The 16109-nt window shown below is 59.8% G+C and carries 12 protein-coding genes and 1 pseudogene; 3 read left to right on the top strand and 10 right to left on the bottom strand.

Annotated features, from left to right (window positions below; translation table 11 throughout):
* Window positions 1-11: 11 nt before the first annotated feature.
* The 8 genes and pseudogenes from ACJJU9_RS02675 to tssA form a co-directional block, all read right to left on the bottom strand.
* Window positions 12-1520 carry a sigma-54 interaction domain-containing protein gene (locus ACJJU9_RS02675; protein ID WP_407729986.1) on the bottom strand — a complete coding sequence of 503 codons (1509 nt, stop codon included), beginning with the start codon at window positions 1518-1520 and terminating at the stop codon, window positions 12-14.
* Window positions 1521-1530: 10 nt separating this feature from the next.
* Window positions 1531-4137, bottom strand: coding sequence for a type VI secretion system ATPase TssH (gene tssH / locus ACJJU9_RS02670; RefSeq protein ID WP_407729985.1), 2607 nt, complete (start codon window positions 4135-4137; stop codon window positions 1531-1533).
* Between the two features lie 6 nt (window positions 4138-4143).
* On the bottom strand, window positions 4144-5148 hold the full coding sequence (gene tssG / locus ACJJU9_RS02665) for a type VI secretion system baseplate subunit TssG (RefSeq protein WP_153330181.1): 1005 nt from the start codon (window positions 5146-5148) through the stop codon (window positions 4144-4146).
* Window positions 5112-6893: a type VI secretion system baseplate subunit TssF gene (gene tssF, locus ACJJU9_RS02660; RefSeq protein WP_407729984.1), complete on the bottom strand. Its 1782-nt coding sequence runs from the start codon at window positions 6891-6893 to the stop codon at window positions 5112-5114. The genes tssG and tssF overlap by 37 nt, the downstream gene beginning before the upstream one ends.
* A 73-nt stretch (window positions 6894-6966) precedes the next feature.
* Window positions 6967-7377: a type VI secretion system baseplate subunit TssE gene (tssE, locus tag ACJJU9_RS02655; protein ID WP_153392147.1), complete on the bottom strand. Its 411-nt coding sequence runs from the start codon at window positions 7375-7377 to the stop codon at window positions 6967-6969.
* A 12-nt stretch (window positions 7378-7389) separates the two neighbouring features.
* Window positions 7390-8865 (bottom strand): annotated as a pseudogene (tssC, locus tag ACJJU9_RS02650) (type VI secretion system contractile sheath large subunit).
* A gap of 28 nt (window positions 8866-8893) precedes the next feature.
* Complete coding sequence (gene tssB / locus ACJJU9_RS02645; protein WP_153330184.1) at window positions 8894-9400, bottom strand: type VI secretion system contractile sheath small subunit; 507 nt, start codon at window positions 9398-9400, stop codon at window positions 8894-8896.
* A 34-nt stretch (window positions 9401-9434) separates the two neighbouring features.
* Window positions 9435-10985: a type VI secretion system protein TssA gene (tssA, locus tag ACJJU9_RS02640; RefSeq protein WP_407729983.1), complete on the bottom strand. Its 1551-nt coding sequence runs from the start codon at window positions 10983-10985 to the stop codon at window positions 9435-9437.
* Between the two features lie 409 nt (window positions 10986-11394).
* Between tssA and ACJJU9_RS02635 the strand changes: the two genes are divergently transcribed.
* The 3 genes from ACJJU9_RS02635 (at window position 11395) to dxs (ending at window position 14552) form a co-directional block, all read left to right on the top strand.
* On the top strand, window positions 11395-11637 hold the full coding sequence (locus ACJJU9_RS02635) for an exodeoxyribonuclease VII small subunit (RefSeq protein ID WP_048367754.1): 243 nt from the start codon (window positions 11395-11397) through the stop codon (window positions 11635-11637).
* Window positions 11634-12521, top strand: coding sequence for a (2E,6E)-farnesyl diphosphate synthase (gene ispA, locus ACJJU9_RS02630; RefSeq protein ID WP_048367756.1), 888 nt, complete (start codon window positions 11634-11636; stop codon window positions 12519-12521). The genes ACJJU9_RS02635 and ispA overlap by 4 nt, the downstream gene beginning before the upstream one ends.
* Before the next feature lie 132 nt (window positions 12522-12653).
* Window positions 12654-14552 carry a 1-deoxy-D-xylulose-5-phosphate synthase gene (gene dxs / locus ACJJU9_RS02625; protein ID WP_048367758.1) on the top strand — a complete coding sequence of 633 codons (1899 nt, stop codon included), beginning with the start codon at window positions 12654-12656 and terminating at the stop codon, window positions 14550-14552.
* A gap of 406 nt (window positions 14553-14958) precedes the next feature.
* Here the strand turns inward: dxs and ACJJU9_RS02620 are convergent, their stop codons facing one another.
* Both ACJJU9_RS02620 and ACJJU9_RS02615 read right to left on the bottom strand, forming a co-directional pair.
* Window positions 14959-15789 carry an IS3 family transposase gene (locus tag ACJJU9_RS02620; protein ID WP_407730940.1) on the bottom strand — a complete coding sequence of 277 codons (831 nt, stop codon included), beginning with the start codon at window positions 15787-15789 and terminating at the stop codon, window positions 14959-14961.
* Between the two features lie 8 nt (window positions 15790-15797).
* Window positions 15798-16106: a transposase gene (locus ACJJU9_RS02615; protein WP_076965378.1), complete on the bottom strand. Its 309-nt coding sequence runs from the start codon at window positions 16104-16106 to the stop codon at window positions 15798-15800.
* Window positions 16107-16109 lie beyond the last annotated feature (3 nt).

The raw sequence follows: 16109 nt of genomic DNA, 5'->3' as shown, positions 1-16109 counted from the left end.
ATGAAAGGGGCTCACGAGGCCTTCCTTTTTAGATCGTCCAAACGGATATTCAGGCGCTCCAGGCGGTACAGCAGCGTGCGCCGGGCGACGCCCAGTTCATGGGCGGCGCGGGTCTGGTTACCGGCGTTTTTGCGCAGGCAGTCGAGCAGCAACCCCCGTTCAACCTGCTCCAGACGCTCGCGCAAGTTGAGGGTGTCGGCACCGTTGGGCGCATCGCGCAACAGCGAGAAATGTTCCGGCCGCAACTCAGTGCCTTCGCACAGCAACACCGCGCGCTCCACCAGCCCTTTAAGCTCGCGCACGTTGCCGGGGAAGGCGTAGCTCGCCAGTTGTTCCAGCACCTGCTCGGACCAGAGCAGCGGCTGGCGCTGTAAAAACGCGCAGGTCTGCGCGGCAAAATGCCGGGCCAGATCGAGGATGTCGCCCTCGCGCTGACGCAAGGCCGGCAAGGTGATGGGGAATTGTGCGAGGCGGTAATACAGGTCTTCGCGAAACAGCCCCTGGCTGACCAATTGCGCCAGATCGCGATGGGTGGCGGCGATGATTCGCACATCGATTTTATGCGTGTGATTTGAGCCCAAGGGGCGGATCTCGCCCTCCTGCAACACGCGCAATAACTTGGCTTGCAACGACAGCGGCATGTCACCGATTTCGTCCAGCAACAAAGTGCCGCCGTTGGCACTGTCAAACAGCCCGGCGCGGTCACGGTTGGCACCGGTAAAGGCGCCTTTGCGGTAACCGAACAGCTCGCTTTCCAGCAGAGCTTCAGGGAAGGCTGCGCAGTTCTGCACGATAAAGGGCCGGTCACGGCGCGAGCTGCCGTCATGAATCGCCCGGGCGACGACTTCTTTGCCGGTGCCGGTTTCGCCCATCAGCAACACGGTATAGGGGCTGTTCAGCACTTTGTTGATCAGGTGGTACGTCTGGCGCATGGCCCGGCTTTTGCCGATCAGCCCACTCGTACTGCCGGTCAGGTCTGAGGGCATTACCGAGGTGGCGTCCTGCTGATGCAAACGCAACTGCGCCCCGACAAAAGTCCCGAAGACTCCAACAGAAGGCGCATAAGCCAACAGCTCAAGCGCTTGACGACTGGCGACCAGCAACACGCCCGCAACAGACTGCTGCGCATTGAGCAGCGGTACGCACAGCAACGCCCGCCACGGCAGGCCTTGGCTGGGCAAAAATCCGATGTCATACAGCCCGTCGCTGAGGTCATCGACACTGATAACCCTGTTCTGGCACACGGCAAACTGCAACAGGTGCTGACCCGCGTAATCTGTTGGCAACCCCTGTTCGCGGGGCGCTTGCACAAGCCCGTCGAGCCATTCTGCGGTCAGTTCCAGGCGCTTGTGCGTGGCATCGAGTACATACAGCTGGCTCAATTCACAGCCACTGAGTTGGGCCACGGCACACACGCACTGGCCGACCACGCTGGCGCTGTCAGTGCAGCGCGCCACGCTGGCAAAGTGCTGGAGCAACGACTCGGCATACGCCAGAGGGTCCGCTACGCGAACAAACATCGGCTCCACCTTAAGCAAACTCACACAGCACATGGGCCTGCGGGTCGAGAGTGACGTGCACGCTCTTGAGGGTTTGCGCGTTGGCCATGGCGTCCAGCAAGCGGTCAGCGATCAGTGGCAAGACGTGGGTGTCGAGCAAGTAGTCGATGAGTCGCGCACCGCTGTCGCTTTGGGTGCAGCGCTCGGCCAGATGGTCGACCAGACGCTGGCAGTGGCTGAACGAAAGTTGCCGCCGTTGCAGACGCTCACCCAGGCGTTGAAGTTTGATTTCAATGAGTTCACGCAGCACCGGCCCGCTGACCGGGTAGTACGGCACCACGCGCATGCGCGCCAGCAAGGCGGGTTTGAAGTGGTTGCTGAGCACCGGACGAATGCTCTGCTCAAGGTCTTCGGCACTCGGCCGCGCACCGTTGGCGCACAAGGCGTTGATGCGGTCGCTGGCGAGGTTGGAGGTCATCAGGATCAGGGTGTTGCGAAAGTCGATCTCGCGCCCTTCGCCATCGTTGGCCACACCTTTGTCGAAGATTTGATAGAACAGGTTGAGCACATCCGGGTCAGCCTTTTCGACCTCGTCCAGCAGCACCACGGAATACGGTTTTTGCCGCACGGCCTCGGTCAACATGCCGCCTTCGCCATAACCGACGTAACCCGGTGGTGCGCCGATCAACCGCGAGACGGTGTGTTTTTCCTGGAACTCGGACATGTTGATGGTGGTGATAAAGCGCTCGCCGCCGTATAGCAGGTCAGCCAGAACCAGTGCTGTTTCGGTTTTTCCGACGCCGCTCGGGCCCACCAGCAGGAACACCCCCACCGGCGCATCCGGCTTGTTGAGGCCCGCCGCCGTGGCGCGCATGGAGCGGTCCAGCGCATGAATGGCCTGGTCTTGCCCACGAATACGCGCGCTTAAATCGGCGCCGAAACTGCTGACCTTGGCGCTGTGCTTGCGGGCCAATTGCGACACGGGCACGCCGGTCCAGGCGCTGATGACTTCTGCGACCAGACGCGGGCACACTTCAAAACTGACCAGCCGCTCAAGGCCGTGGGCTTCGCTCAGGGCAGCGTGAGTGAGGTTGAGCTGCGCCTCCAGTGAGGGCACGCTTTGCTCGTTTTCTGGGTCAAGGTTCGGTTCGCTGGCCTCACGGGCCTGAGCCAGTTGTTGGCGCAGCGCCAGCAAGCGTTCGGCCAAGGTGCGTTGCTCAACCCACCGTGCATCAAGGGCAAGCTGTTCGCTTTCGGCTTCGATCAAGCGCGCTTCCAGCGTCAGCAGCTGCGCGTGATCAATCAACAAACCGGCTTCGGCATCACGGCGCATGGCTTGACGTTGGCGCCCGCCTTCGGCCAGTTCACCGCGCAGTTGCTCAAGCTTTTGCGGCGCGGCGGCCAAGCTGATGCGCACGCGGGCGCAGGCGGTGTCGAGCACATCGACGGCTTTGTCCGGGAGCTGGCGCCCGGCCAGATAACGGGCTGACAATTGCGCGGCGGCCACCACCGCGTCGTCACGCAAATAAATACCGTGGCTCTTTTCATACACGTGGGCCAGACCACGCAGAATGGTCACCGCTTCAGTGACGGTAGGCTCATGCAGTTGCACCGGCTGAAAACGCCGGGCAAGCGCCGGGTCTTTTTCGAAGTATTTTTTGTACTCACCCCACGTGGTGGCGGCAATGGTGCGCAACTCGCCACGGGCCAATGCGGGCTTGAGCAGGTTGGCCGCATCGGACCCTCCGGCGTTGCCACCGGCGCCGATCAAGGTGTGGGCTTCGTCGATAAACAGAATGATAGGCTTGGGCGAGGCTTTGACTTCGTCGATGACGCCTTTGAGGCGGCGTTCGAATTCACCTTTAACGCTGGCCCCGGCTTGCAGCAGGCCCATGTCCAGCGACAGCAGTTCAATCCCGAGCAGCACCGGCGGTACTTCACCGGCGGCGATGCGCGAGGCCAGGCCTTCGACGATAGCGGTTTTGCCGACACCGGCCTCGCCCACCACAATCGGGTTGTTTTTGCGCCTGCGGGCGAGGATGTCGATCATCTGGCGGATGGCGTCATCGCGGCACAACACCGGGTCAAGTTTCCCGGCCCGCGCTTGCTCCGTCAGGTTGTGGGTAAAGCGCGGCAATAACACCTCGCCCGACGCAGGAGCGCGGTCGCTGGCGGGTTGTGCTTGTTGCGACAGGGCAAAGCCTTTGAGGCGTTCGATATCGAGCTGGGCCAGCAGGGTTTGATAGCCGCTCCCGGCATAACGCAGCGGGTTGCGCAACAAGGCGAGGATCAAGGCGGCCTGATCAATCTGGGTCTGCCCCAGTTCAAGGCTGGCGACCAGCAGCGCATCTTGCAGCCATTGCACCAGTTCCGGCGCAAACACCGGGTTGCGTGAGGCGCTGTTTTCACTGCGCGGCTGCAAGGCAGCGCTCAAGTGGCCCGCATCGATGGCGGCGTCTTGCAGCGCACGTGCGAGCAAGCCTTGCGGTCGCTCCAGCAGTTGCAGCAGCAGGTCTTCTACCAATACCTGGCTCGCGCCACGTGCTACACAGCGTTCGGCACTGCCCTCAAGGTCGCGCCGGGTGTCGGCGTCGAGTGCCTGTATCAGTTGTTGCAGGTCTACGTTGATCATGGCCATTGCTCCTTAATGTGCTTTACCAAGGGTGACGACGCCGTCCGCGTATTCGCGGCCCAGCCAACTGGTCCATCCGAGTCGGCAGGGGTTGTGCTCGGCAATGCGCAGCTCACGGATTTCTTCGTGGCGCAGCACCAGCCGGATGTCGTACTCCAGCGGATCACGCAGGGTGAAGCGCACCAGCGCGCACAGCGGCTGATACCCCGTGCCGATCGGCAGAAGTTCATGAAAACGCTCCCAACTCAGTTGGCGGATGTGGATGCGAAACTTGCCGCTGCAATCGCGAACGCGCTCGCCCAGCACCAGGCTTTCACTCAGTTGATGATTGCCGCGCCCAAGGGCGTTGCGCTGTTCCTGGAGAATCTCGACGCGGCGCTCGATGCACTGCTCAATCGTCAGCTCGGCGTGCTTGAAGTAGTAACGCAGCACGGACTCGATCAGGGCGGCCGAATGCGCGCGCAAACTCAACAAACCGAGGTAAGGCAACAGGCGCTTCCAGTTCAGCTCTTGAGCGTCGCGGATGGTCTGACCACCCAGCCCGATGAGGGCAAACAAGTGGCTGGAAAACGGATCGTTGGCGCCACTTTCGAATCGGGCGCGATAGCGGTATTTGCGCCAGATCGGCAGCAGCAGCCGTTGCAAGCGGTGGTTGAACAGGTCCAGAAACTGCCGCGTGGTGTTCTGTGCATCGCCGTCGCCCAGCGCTTGCTCGCCATAAAACGCCGGCAACGGCGACGCGGAACCCACCAGGCCCATCAGGTTGAAACGCAGCCGCGCACGGCGTTGCCCGTGCTCGACAAAGAACTCCACCGCATCAACGTCGCAGCCCGGAAAACCCAGGCTCGGGTTGGCCACAAACTCCACCCGGTCGTAGAGCTCGTCTTCGCTGATGTCGGTGTTGCCGTCACGCAGGCGGTCGATGACCAGCAGCACGGCCTGAAACAGCGAGTACTCCCGGACAGTGCGAGCCAACACGCTCAGAGCAGGGGCTGCAGGCCCATGCGGGGTGTCCATTGGTAGGTCTCTCCCTGTGTGCTGTGGACCCGCAGTTCGTGGTACGAATTGAGGCTGGCGTAAAGCGCGAAAAACTCGTTGAGCACCGAGGCAAATACAAACAGGTCGCCATCGCCGACATAGCCCTGGGTATCAACGGTCAGTTCGGTGCGCAGGCCACGCAGCGGCAAGCCGCGGTGCAGGCGGTCAACGTGCTCATGGCGGATCGACTTGAGGCCGTTGAGCAGGTTTTTACTAACCCGCTCGGCGTGCTCGTCGTAGTAGCGCGGCAAGTCGTAGGTTTCGAGGATCACCTTCAGGGCATCCACGTTGGCCAGCGACAGGTAGTTGAGTGACATGTTGCTGATCAGCTTCCAGAGGAAGTCGCGGTTGAGCGGCGGTGCGTAGCTGGGCGTCACCGGCCCGATGTTGCGAAACACCAGGAACTCGGGCGTCCCTTCGCAAGGCAGACAGATATCGCCCTGGCCAAGGCGCCGGGGCAGGTTCTGATTGGTGCACGTCAGCTCAATGGACAGGGTTTCGCCCGCCTCGGGCTGGCGGGTGCCAAAACTGAGGTAGGTGTCGAGCCCTTCATGCAGCAACGCTGTGCGCTGGCGAACGCTGTAATGCGTTTGCTCGACCGCCACATCAAAACTGGGGTCGTGTTCGAATGATTCGAACGGCACATACCGCTGGGAGCCCGTGCCGTCGACGCGCCAGCCGGTCACGCTGTCTACCGAGAACACCGCGCAGTGTTCAAGCGCCAGCCGTGAGGGCATCAGCAGGTATTCGTCCTGCTTGCCGTCCAGGCGCACGGGCATGGCGTCGTGCTGGAACAAGTTGACGATGGGCGTGCAATAGAGCTTCACGTTGTCCAGCGTCGGGCGCAGGCGCTGGGCGTTGCTCTGGCGAATATCAAAGCGCAACTCCAGACCGCGCACCTGCTTGAGGGTGTCTTCAGGCAGCGTGCTCAGGCGCTCCAGACCGCTGAAATCAACGAACAGAAACTTGTCCTGAAAGGCGAAGTATTCCTGCAAGTAGCGGTAGCCGCGAAAGGTGTTCAGCGGGTAAGGGATCAAGGATTCTTCTTCGGCAAACCCCACTGGTTGTACGCAAGTGGGCGCCAGGGTGAACGCCGGGTTTTCGCTGGCCTCCAGGGCTTTGCCGTTGCCATCGAGCGGCACCACGGTGACGCCGTGCAAATGGCGCAACAAGCCGAGGTAGAGCATTTGGCTGACGTAGCGCTCACCCGCCAGGTGTAAGCGCAACTGGCTCAGCGCCAGCTCGCCCAAATGACCGTCACAGGTCATGTTCAAACGCAGGCTGAGCAGCGTGCCTTGGGCGTTGACCGAGTGTTTTAGCTCAACCAGGGCCAATGGCAGCACGTCTGTCGGGTAGCAGGTTCTGAACTGGCAACTCACGCCGTCAATCGGCTTGCTCGCCACCCGGGTTTCGCGCTCGACCCGCAGCGCCGGGCCCGGACGGTCCAGCGGGTCGAACTGCAACAGGCTGAATGCCGGCAGTGGCCGCATGTAATTGGGCCATAGCAGGTGCATCAGCGAATGGCTCAGTTCGGGAAGTTCATCGTCCAGTTTCTGGCGCAGGCGCCCGGTTAAAAAAGCAAACCCTTCAAGCAACCGCTCGACGTCAGGATCACGCCCGGCCTGGCCCAAAAATGGCGCCAACGCAGGACTACGTTCAGCGAAGCGGCTGCCCAACTGGCGCAATGCAGTGAGTTCGCTTTGGTAGTAATGGTTAAAGGACACGGCGCTACCTGTTAGTTGTCGACGGCACGGAATACGGGAAACACATAGGGGTTGAACGTCACGCGTGCCGGCTTTAAGTCCCGACCCTGACCTGGCCACTGCCATCCAGGTGCGCGGTGAAACTGACCTGACGCTTGGTGCCCGCCACGTCCAGCCAGCCGTCGAGACTGAAGGCGAGCCGCAGCGGGTCGCCGTCTCGGGGCAAGGCGCTGACGCGGACCTGGCTCAGACGCGGTTCATAACGTTCAATAAATACTTCGATGGCCGCGCGCGCCTGGGTCAGCGCGTCATGCAGGCTCAAACGCATGTTGTTCAAATCGGGCAGGCCGTAGTCGGGCAGCGTTTGCACGCTGCCCGCCCGGGTGCTGAGCATTTTTGCCAAGTGGGCAGCCACGGACGCCTGGGCGCAGGCAACGGGGCTCAAGCCCCGGCGTTTATCCACATCGCCCGCCAGGCGTTCAAAAAGGCTGCCATATGCGCTCATGCCCGCCTCCCGTTACTCTTTTTCCATCTTGCCGACCAGCGACAAGGTGAAGTCAGCCCCCATGTACTTGAAGTGCGGGCGCACGTTGAGGCTGACGCGGTACCAGCCAGGCTCGCCTTCAACGTCGCTGACGGTGATATGGGCGGCACGCAAAGGGCGACGGCCACGGACTTCGGCGGCAGGGTTTTCCTGGTCGGCAACGTACTGGCGGATCCACTTATTGAGCTCAAGCTCAAGGTCGGTACGCTCTTTCCACGAACCCAACTGCTCGCGCTGCAATACCTTGAGGTAATGCGCCAGGCGGTTGACGATCATCATGTACGGCAGTTGGGTACCGAGTTTGTAGTTCAGCTCGGCATTCTTGCCTTCAGCGCTGATGCCGAAGAACTTGGGTTTTTGTACCTAGTTGGCCGAGAAGAACGCGGCGTTGTCGCTGCCTTTGCGCATGGTCAGGGAGATGAAACCTTCCTCGGCCAGTTCGTATTCACGGCGGTCAGAGACCAGGACTTCGGTGGGGATCTTGGTTTCGATTTCGCCCATGCTTTCGAAGTGGTGCAGGGGCAGGTCTTCAACCGCGCCGCCGCTTTGCGGGCCGATGATGTTCGGGCACCAGCGGAACTTGGCAAAACTGTCGGTGAGCCTGGAAGCGAAGGTGTAGGCGGTGTTGCCCCACAGGTAGTGCTCGTGGCTGTTGGCAACGGTTTCTTTGTAGACGAATGATTTGACCGGGTTTTCTTCTGGGTCATACGGGTTGCGCAGCAAGAAGCGCGGCACGGTCAGCGCCATGTAGCGCGAATCTTCGGACTCGCGAAAGCTCTGCCATTTGGCAAATTGCGGACCGCAGAAGTGGTCTTTCAGGTCTTTAAGGTTTGGCATGCCAGTGAAGCTTTCGAGGCCGAAAAACTTCGGCCCGGCGGCGGCAATAAACGGCGCGTGGGACATGCACGAAACGCTGGACACGTACTGCATCAGCTTCACGTCCGGCGAGCTTGGGGTCATGAAGTAGTTGGCGATGATGGCGCCCACCGGCTCACCACCGAACTGCCCGTATTCAGCGGTGTACACATGTTTGTAGAGGCCCGATTGCATGACCTCGGGCGAGTCTTCGAAATCGTCCAGCAGGTCTTCCTTCGAGACGTTGAGGATTTCGATCTTGATGTTTTCGCGAAAGTTGGTGCGATCGACCAACAGCTGCAAGCCACGCCACGCGGACTCCAGCGACTGGAAGGACGGGTGGTGGAGGATTTCGTCCATCTGGTTGCTGAGCTTGGCGTCGATCTCGGCAATCATGCGATCAACCAGGGCTTTTTTGACCGGCTCACCCTGGTTTTGCGGTTTCAGCAGTTCTTCGATAAACGCCGCTACGCCGCGCTTGGCGATGCCATAGGCGTCGTCTTCGGGCGTGAGTCGGGTTTGCGCAATGATGTCGTCCAGAACGCTGTAAGAAGTGCTTTTATCGTCTTTTAGTTGTGCGGCGCTGCTGCTCATTGTGTGGCTTCCTTGACTGATGGGGGGCTCAAACGTCCGCTGCCGGAGCGACAAGCAGATCCAGTTCGCTCAGTATCCGAGCGCGTGAGACGTCGTCGGCCAGGACGCCTTCAATCGCCTTGCGAAAGCTCGGCGCGTTGCCCAATGGGCCTTTAAGTGCGACCAGGGCATCACGCAGCTCCATCAGTTTTTTCAGCTCAGGGATTTGCTCAACCAGGCTCGCCGGGTTGAAGTCCTTCATCGCGCTGACGCGCAGCGCAATCGCCAGCTCATCGGTGCTGTCTTCGCCGTGCAAGCGGTTGGGCACATTCAGGGCCAGCTCCAGCCCTTGCTTGGAAAGCACTTCATCGAAGGTCATTTTGTCGATGGCAATAGGCTTGCGGTCTTCAAGCTTTCGCCCGTCAAAGCGCTGGATATAGTCACCCACCACCAACAGCTTCAAAGGCAGTTCGATCTCTTCTTGAGCCCCGCCAGTCGCTGGTTTGAACGTGATGTTGATCCGTTCCTTGGGGGCTACCGAGCTTTCTTTGGCCATGATGTTTTTCCTTGCGTGTGTGTGGCCCTGAGGCCTATTCGAGTACCACTTCAAGATCGAGGTGGCACAACCTGCGATACATCTCGTCCTTGCGTTCTCGCACTTCGTGGTTCTGCGGCAAGAGCTCGCAGCAGCGATGTAAAAGACGCAAAACTTCAAGCACCAGATCCGGCTCCCAGGCCTGTAAACCTGAGCGGTGAAGAACCTCATCGAGCATTTCGAGCTGGGTTTTGGCGAGTTCGTATTTCTTGGCGTGGAAGCACAACCGGGCGAGGGTCAACTGCCAGAAAAACCGCACCCGCTCGCCGTGGGCGCTACCCGATCCGCGCTTGAGCCACTGCACAGCGGGTTTGAAACCGCTGACTCGCAACAGCTCTTGCGCTTCATCGAGGGCCAAGTCCCAGGCCGGGCGTACAGTTGCGACCGGCGCTTCGGGCTCGCTTCGGCTCAGATGGGGCAGCACCTGTGCGTCGATCCAGGCGCGGGTCTGCGGGTCGGCAAACGCGGTGCCGTCACTGAAACGCAGCTCGACCAGCCCCGGCAGCCGTTGCAGCAGCAAGGCGAAATGGACCTCCACCTCGCGCATGGCCGGCTCGGCTTTAAGGGCGTTCAGGCATTCCCAGACCAGGCGCTGGCCGTCGAACCAAAACGGTGATTTGGCAACGCTGGCTTCAAGCTCCACCAGCAAATCGGCAAACTGCCCCTGGGTGAAACGATCCGCGTAGCTGATGAGCTTGTCGGCCGGGATGCCGCGCAGCGGGGTGATCAGCTCGCCATTGCGCTCGGGCAGGAGTTCTACGGCCAGCCACGTCAGCACGCGGTTCAGGCGCAGCGCTCGCAGGTCGGTGGCTTTCTGTTTTAGCCACCAGCCGCACAAGGCCCGGGCGCTGTCCTGTTGCTGACGCAAGGCTTTGTGAGCGTCTTTTTCGTTGTCGATGTGCGTATTGGGCTCGATCAACTGGGTGGCCACATGCCTGACCTGCGCCACCGCCGTGGCAATAACGCCCTTCTCGGGCTGGCTGTCGACGGCCCGCTGGACCATTCGGGCCAGTCGACGGCAAATCGGCAGCAACAGCGGCACGTCATCGCCCAAATGCTTGGCCAGCGCGCTTTCCAGCGCCAGCAACAGTTCAACCATGTGCTGAAACAGCGGCAGTTGTTCTTTAATCGGCACGTTTTCGTTAAGGGCCCGATCAAGGCGCCCTACCAACCAACTGATAGCGGCGGCACGGGTACGCAATTTGAGCGGGTATACAAGCGCCCAGCGCTCCGTACACAGGTGGTGTAACAACCCCAGCCCCGCCAGCAACCCCGGGAACGATTCGCGCTGATAAAGCGCCCATGTCAGCCAGACGGCGGCACGCAGGTCTTTGGACTGATCGCGCAGCATCGCCTCGCTTTGCTCATGCACCACGTACCAGTCGATCTGGTTGTTTTCTGACATCGACTGCGACTTGCCGATTTCTCGCTCAAGGGCTTCGAACTGGTTCGAAAAGCGCGCGTCATTGCCCGCAAAGCTATCCTTGAACACCGGCGCTTTGCCCAACTCGATGAGGCGGGCAAATAATTGGCTGGAATACGTCATGACAGCACGCCGCCCACTGCAGTGGGCACCACGTACGTCATAGAGGTATCAAGGGGGAGGATCACAGCGCATTACCGATTCCATTCAAGTGGCGAAACCTTATTTGAATGGAAAAGGGAAAAATGTCAGACGTTTCCTCAATAGGCCGCGAAATGTCTTCGCTTAAAAAAAGGTAAAGAAATCGCCTCACACACGCGTTACGAAACCTGACATACCAAGGATTTGGACTACACCCAAACAGTCAGCTCTGACACGAACGGCTGAAAAAATCGCCTTATACATGTCGACTAAAGTCATGCAGTTAACAGATTCACCTTTCATGGCAGTGGCTTAAACTGCCGCCTTATTTGCCCCAAAACCTGCTGTCTGCTAGTGTCAGCCGGTTTTAACGCCTACCGAGAATGCCGCCATGGCCCGCAAAAAAGCTTCCCTGGATTTCGAGCAGTCCCTCGCCGACCTGCAAACATTGGTCGAGCGCCTGGAAAACGGCGAACTGTCACTGGAAGACTCATTGACCGCCTTTGAACAAGGCATTCGTCTGACCCGTGATTGCCAGGGCGCACTGGCGCAAGCGGAGCAGAAAGTCCAAATTTTGCTTGAGCGCGATGGTGAGCTCGCTCAAGAGCCTTTTGATGCGGAACAGCCAGAATGATTGATGCCTACCAGACCAGCAGCCAGGCACGCGTCAACGCGGCACTTGAGCGCTTGTTTGTCGCTCCTGCCCCGGAGTTGGCCCGTCTGTACGAGGCCATGCGTTACAGCGTGATGAATGGTGGCAAACGGGTTCGACCGCTATTGGCCTATGCCGCTTGCGAAGCGCTGGGCGCGGCCCCCGAACAAGCCAATGGCGCGGCGTGCGCGGTGGAGCTGATCCACGCCTATTCGCTGGTGCATGATGATTTGCCGGCCATGGACGATGATGATTTGCGCCGCGGTCAGCCGACCACCCACAAGGCGTTTGATGAAGCCTGCGCCATTCTGGCCGGTGACGGCCTGCAAAGCCTGGCGTTCAGCGCCCTGCTCGACCCGACGCTGACCACTCTGGATGCCGAAACACGTTTGCGCATGGTCAATGGCCTGGCATTCGCGGCGGGCCCTGCCGGCATGGTTGGCGGGCAAGCCATCGACTTGGGCTCGGTGGGGCTGAAACTGGATCAGGCTGCGCTGGAATACATGCACCGCCACAAGACCGGCGCCCTGATTGAAGCCAGCGTACAGCTGGGTGCACTGGCCAGCGGCCAGGCAACGGATGACAATCTGCAGGCGTTGAGCGTTTATGCCCGGGCCATTGGCTTGGCGTTTCAGGTCCAGGACGACATTCTGGATGTTGAAAGTGACACCGCGACCCTGGGCAAACGCCAAGGCGCCGACATTGCACGGGATAAACCGACCTACCCGGCACTGATGGGTCTGGAGCGGGCCAAAAGCTATGCGCTGGAGCTGCGTGATCAGGCGCTCAATGCCCTGCGACCTTTTGATGCAGCAGCAGAACCTTTGCGAGAACTGGCGCGTTATATCGTGGATCGCCGCCACTAATACGGTGACAAATAGATATTTCGCACGGCGTGTAATGCCAAGGTCTGACTAACGAATGTCACACTGCGTGGGCAGCTTACGTTCCATAAGGTAAACTGCCGCCTCTTTTATATACCTATAACGATTCGCCTGATGCCAACGACGTTTCAAGATTTTCCCCGCAAGCGCCCGACTACGCCCCTGCTCGACCGAGCGGGCACGCCTGTTGGCCTGCGCAGATTAGCCGAAGCCGAGCTGGAAACCCTGGCCGATGAGTTGCGCCTGGAATTGCTCTATACCGTTGGCCAGACAGGCGGGCACTTTGGTGCCGGGCTTGGGGTCATTGAGCTGACCATCGCGCTGCACTACGTCTTCGACACCCCGGATGACCGGCTGGTGTGGGACGTGGGTCATCAGGCGTATCCGCACAAAATACTCACCGGCCGTCGCGATGAAATGGCGACGTTGCGCCAAAAGGACGGCATTGCGGCCTTCCCGCGCCGCTCCGAAAGTGAGTACGACACCTTTGGCGTCGGCCATTCCAGCACCTCGATCAGCGCTGCGCTGGGCATGGCCATTGCCGCCCGCCTGCAAAACAGCGAGCGCAAGGCCATTGCGGTGATTGGTGACGGCGCACTGACGGCGGGCATGGCCTTTGAGGCGCTGAACCACGCCCCCGAAGTGAATGCCAACATGTTGGTGATCCTCAACGACAACGACATGTCGATTTCGCGCAATGTCGGCGGGTTGTCCAACTACCTGGCCAAAATCCTGTCGAGCCGTACCTACGCCAGCATGCGCGAAGGCAGCAAAAAAGTGCTGTCACGCCTGCCGGGCGCCTGGGAAATTGCCCGCCGCACCGAAGAGTACGCCAAGGGCATGCTGGTCCCCGGCACCCTGTTCGAAGAGTTGGGCTGGAACTACATCGGGCCGATTGATGGCCACGACCTGCCGACCTTGATCGCCACGCTGCGTAACATGCGCGACCTCAAAGGCCCGCAGTTCCTGCACATCGTCACCAAGAAAGGCAAAGGTTTCGCCCCGGCTGAAGCCGACCCGATTGGTTACCACGCGATCACCAAGCTTGAGCCGCTGGACGCACCGAAAGTGGCGCCCAAGGTTGCCAGCGGGCCGAAGTACTCGGCCGTGTTTGGCGAGTGGCTGTGTGACATGGCGGCGGCCGATGAGCGTCTGGTCGGCATTACCCCGGCCATGAAAGAAGGCTCGGACCTGATCAAGTTCAGCGAGCAGTACCCGTCGCGCTACTTCGATGTGGCGATTGCCGAGCAGCACGCGGTCACGTTTGCCGCCGGTATGGCCTGTGAAGGCGCCAAACCCGTGGTGGCGATTTATTCAACGTTCTTGCAGCGTGGTTACGACCAATTGGTGCATGACGTTGCGGTGCAGAACCTGGACGTACTGTTTGCCATCGACCGTGCCGGTCTGGTGGGCGAAGACGGCCCGACCCACGCCGGCAGCTACGACCTGTCTTACCTGCGTTGCATCCCGGGCATGGTCATCATGACCCCGAGCGATGAGAACGAACTGCGCAAAATGCTCACCACCGGCCACCTGTACAACGGCCCGGCGGCAGTGCGTTACCCGCGCGGCACCGGCCCTGACGCGCCAATCGAGAAGACCCTTGAGCCGCTGGAAATCGGCAAAGGTATCGTGCGCCGTCAAGGCAGCAAGGTGGCAATCCTGGTATTTGGCGTGCAATTGGCCGAAGCCCTGCGAGTGGCTGAAAAGATCGACGCGACCGTGGTCGACATGCGTTTTGTGAAGCCGATGGACGAAGCCTTGGTACGCGAAATGGCTGACAGCCATGAGTTGCTGGTGACCATCGAAGAAAACGCCATCATGGGTGGCGCTGGCGCGGCGGTCAGTGAGTTCCTGGCCCGTGAAAACGTGCTGAAGTCGGTGCTGCACCTGGGCTTGCCGGACATTTATGTCGAGCACGCCAAGCCGAGCCAGATGTTGGCTGAATGCGGCCTGGATGAAGCCGGCATCGAAGCCTCGGTTCGCCAGCGGATGCAGTTGCTGGGCCTCTAAGCCCACCCGGATCGACTGTAGGAGCGAGCTTGCCTCGCGATCTTTTGATCTTGATCTAAGAGCCCCCTCACCCTAGCCCTCTCCCGAAGGAGAGGGAACCGATTGGGGGATGCTGAAGATACTCGCTGTCCTGTTTGCTGCGCGACAGCGCGGCGTCGAAGATGGGGCGGCCCCTCTTATCAAACACAAAATAAGTGATTGATTCTAAAGACACTGTAGGAGCGAGCTTGCTCGCGATCTTTTGATCTTGATCTAAGAGCCCCCCTCACCCTAGCCCTCTCCCGAAGGAGAGGGAACCGATTGGGGGATGCTGAAGATACTCGCTGTCCTGTTTGCTCCGCGACAGCGCGGCGTCGAAGACGGGGCGGTGAACTGGTCAAGTAATCCCGGACACCGATTACGGTGTTTATGCCGCTTTTTGCTCCATGGCTATTGGCGACAGGTAGTTGTTGTAGCTGTGGAGCCTGATTCGGTTGTATCGCATGAAGAAGCTAGTTATATCCTGCCTGGCTTCTTCAACTGTCGTGTAGCCCTTATTGGGCACCCACTCTGATTTGAGTGTCCCGAAGAAACGCTCTGTTGGCGCGTTGTCCCAGCACTGCCCTCTGCGGCTCATGCTTTGTTTTATCCCATGCTCCAGCAGCGCGGACTGAAAGAGCTGGCTGGTGTATTGGCAGCCTTGATCCGAATGAAACATCAAGCCTGCATGTTTACCTCGAACCTCCACCGCCATTCTCAGCGCTCTGCTAACCAGGTTGGCGTCATTGATCAGAGAGAACGCCCAGCCAACGATTCGGCGGGCGAACAGATCAATGACTGCTGCCAAGTGATACCAGCGTTTACCAACCATCAGGCTGGTAACGTCGCCGCACCAGACCTGATTGATTGCGGTTGGCTCGAAGTTACGCTTGAGCAGGTTCTTGGCCACAAATGCTTCGACGCCTCTAGAGCGATACTGATGGCGACGGCGCTGTCTGCTGGCCAAATTTGCCTCCGCCATGAGTTTTCCGGCCAGATGCCGCCCCACTTTGATCTGCTGGGCCTTCAAGTGCTGAGAGATCATCCGCGCGCCTGCACTTCCCCGGCTTTCGTCATGCAGTTGCACGACTTTTGCTCTGAGCGCGTCACGCTTGGTATTCGGCGCTGAACGACGCTTAAGCCAGTCATAAAACGCGCTGCGGGAAACGCTCAAAGCACTACAAAGGAGGCGGGTCGGATATGAGGTCGACTCTCTCAGCTCTTCGATCAGGAAAAACGATCGGGATCCGACATCAAGAGAGCCGTAGCTTTTTTTAAGATTTCAGCCTCGGTCTCCAGGCGCTTGACCTTGGCTCGCAGCTGTTGAAGCTCTCGTTGTTCGTCGCTGATTGCCTTGGTACCTGCCACTGGCTGCCCTTTCTGACGCTCTTTGCGAACCTGATCAATCCAGCGGCGCAGAGCGGTAGGCCCAACGTCCATCGATGCACAGACGTCAGGAACTGAGCAGCTATCATCAAGAACCATGCTTGCAGCACGTTGCTTGAACTCGCGGGTGTAGGTCTTTCGCTCTTGCATGGA

Source organism: Pseudomonas helleri, from assembly GCF_045830615.1.
Classification (GTDB): domain Bacteria; phylum Pseudomonadota; class Gammaproteobacteria; order Pseudomonadales; family Pseudomonadaceae; genus Aquipseudomonas; species Aquipseudomonas helleri.
Note: the sequence above shows the minus strand (reverse complement) of the source record. Positions and strands in the feature narration are given on the sequence as shown.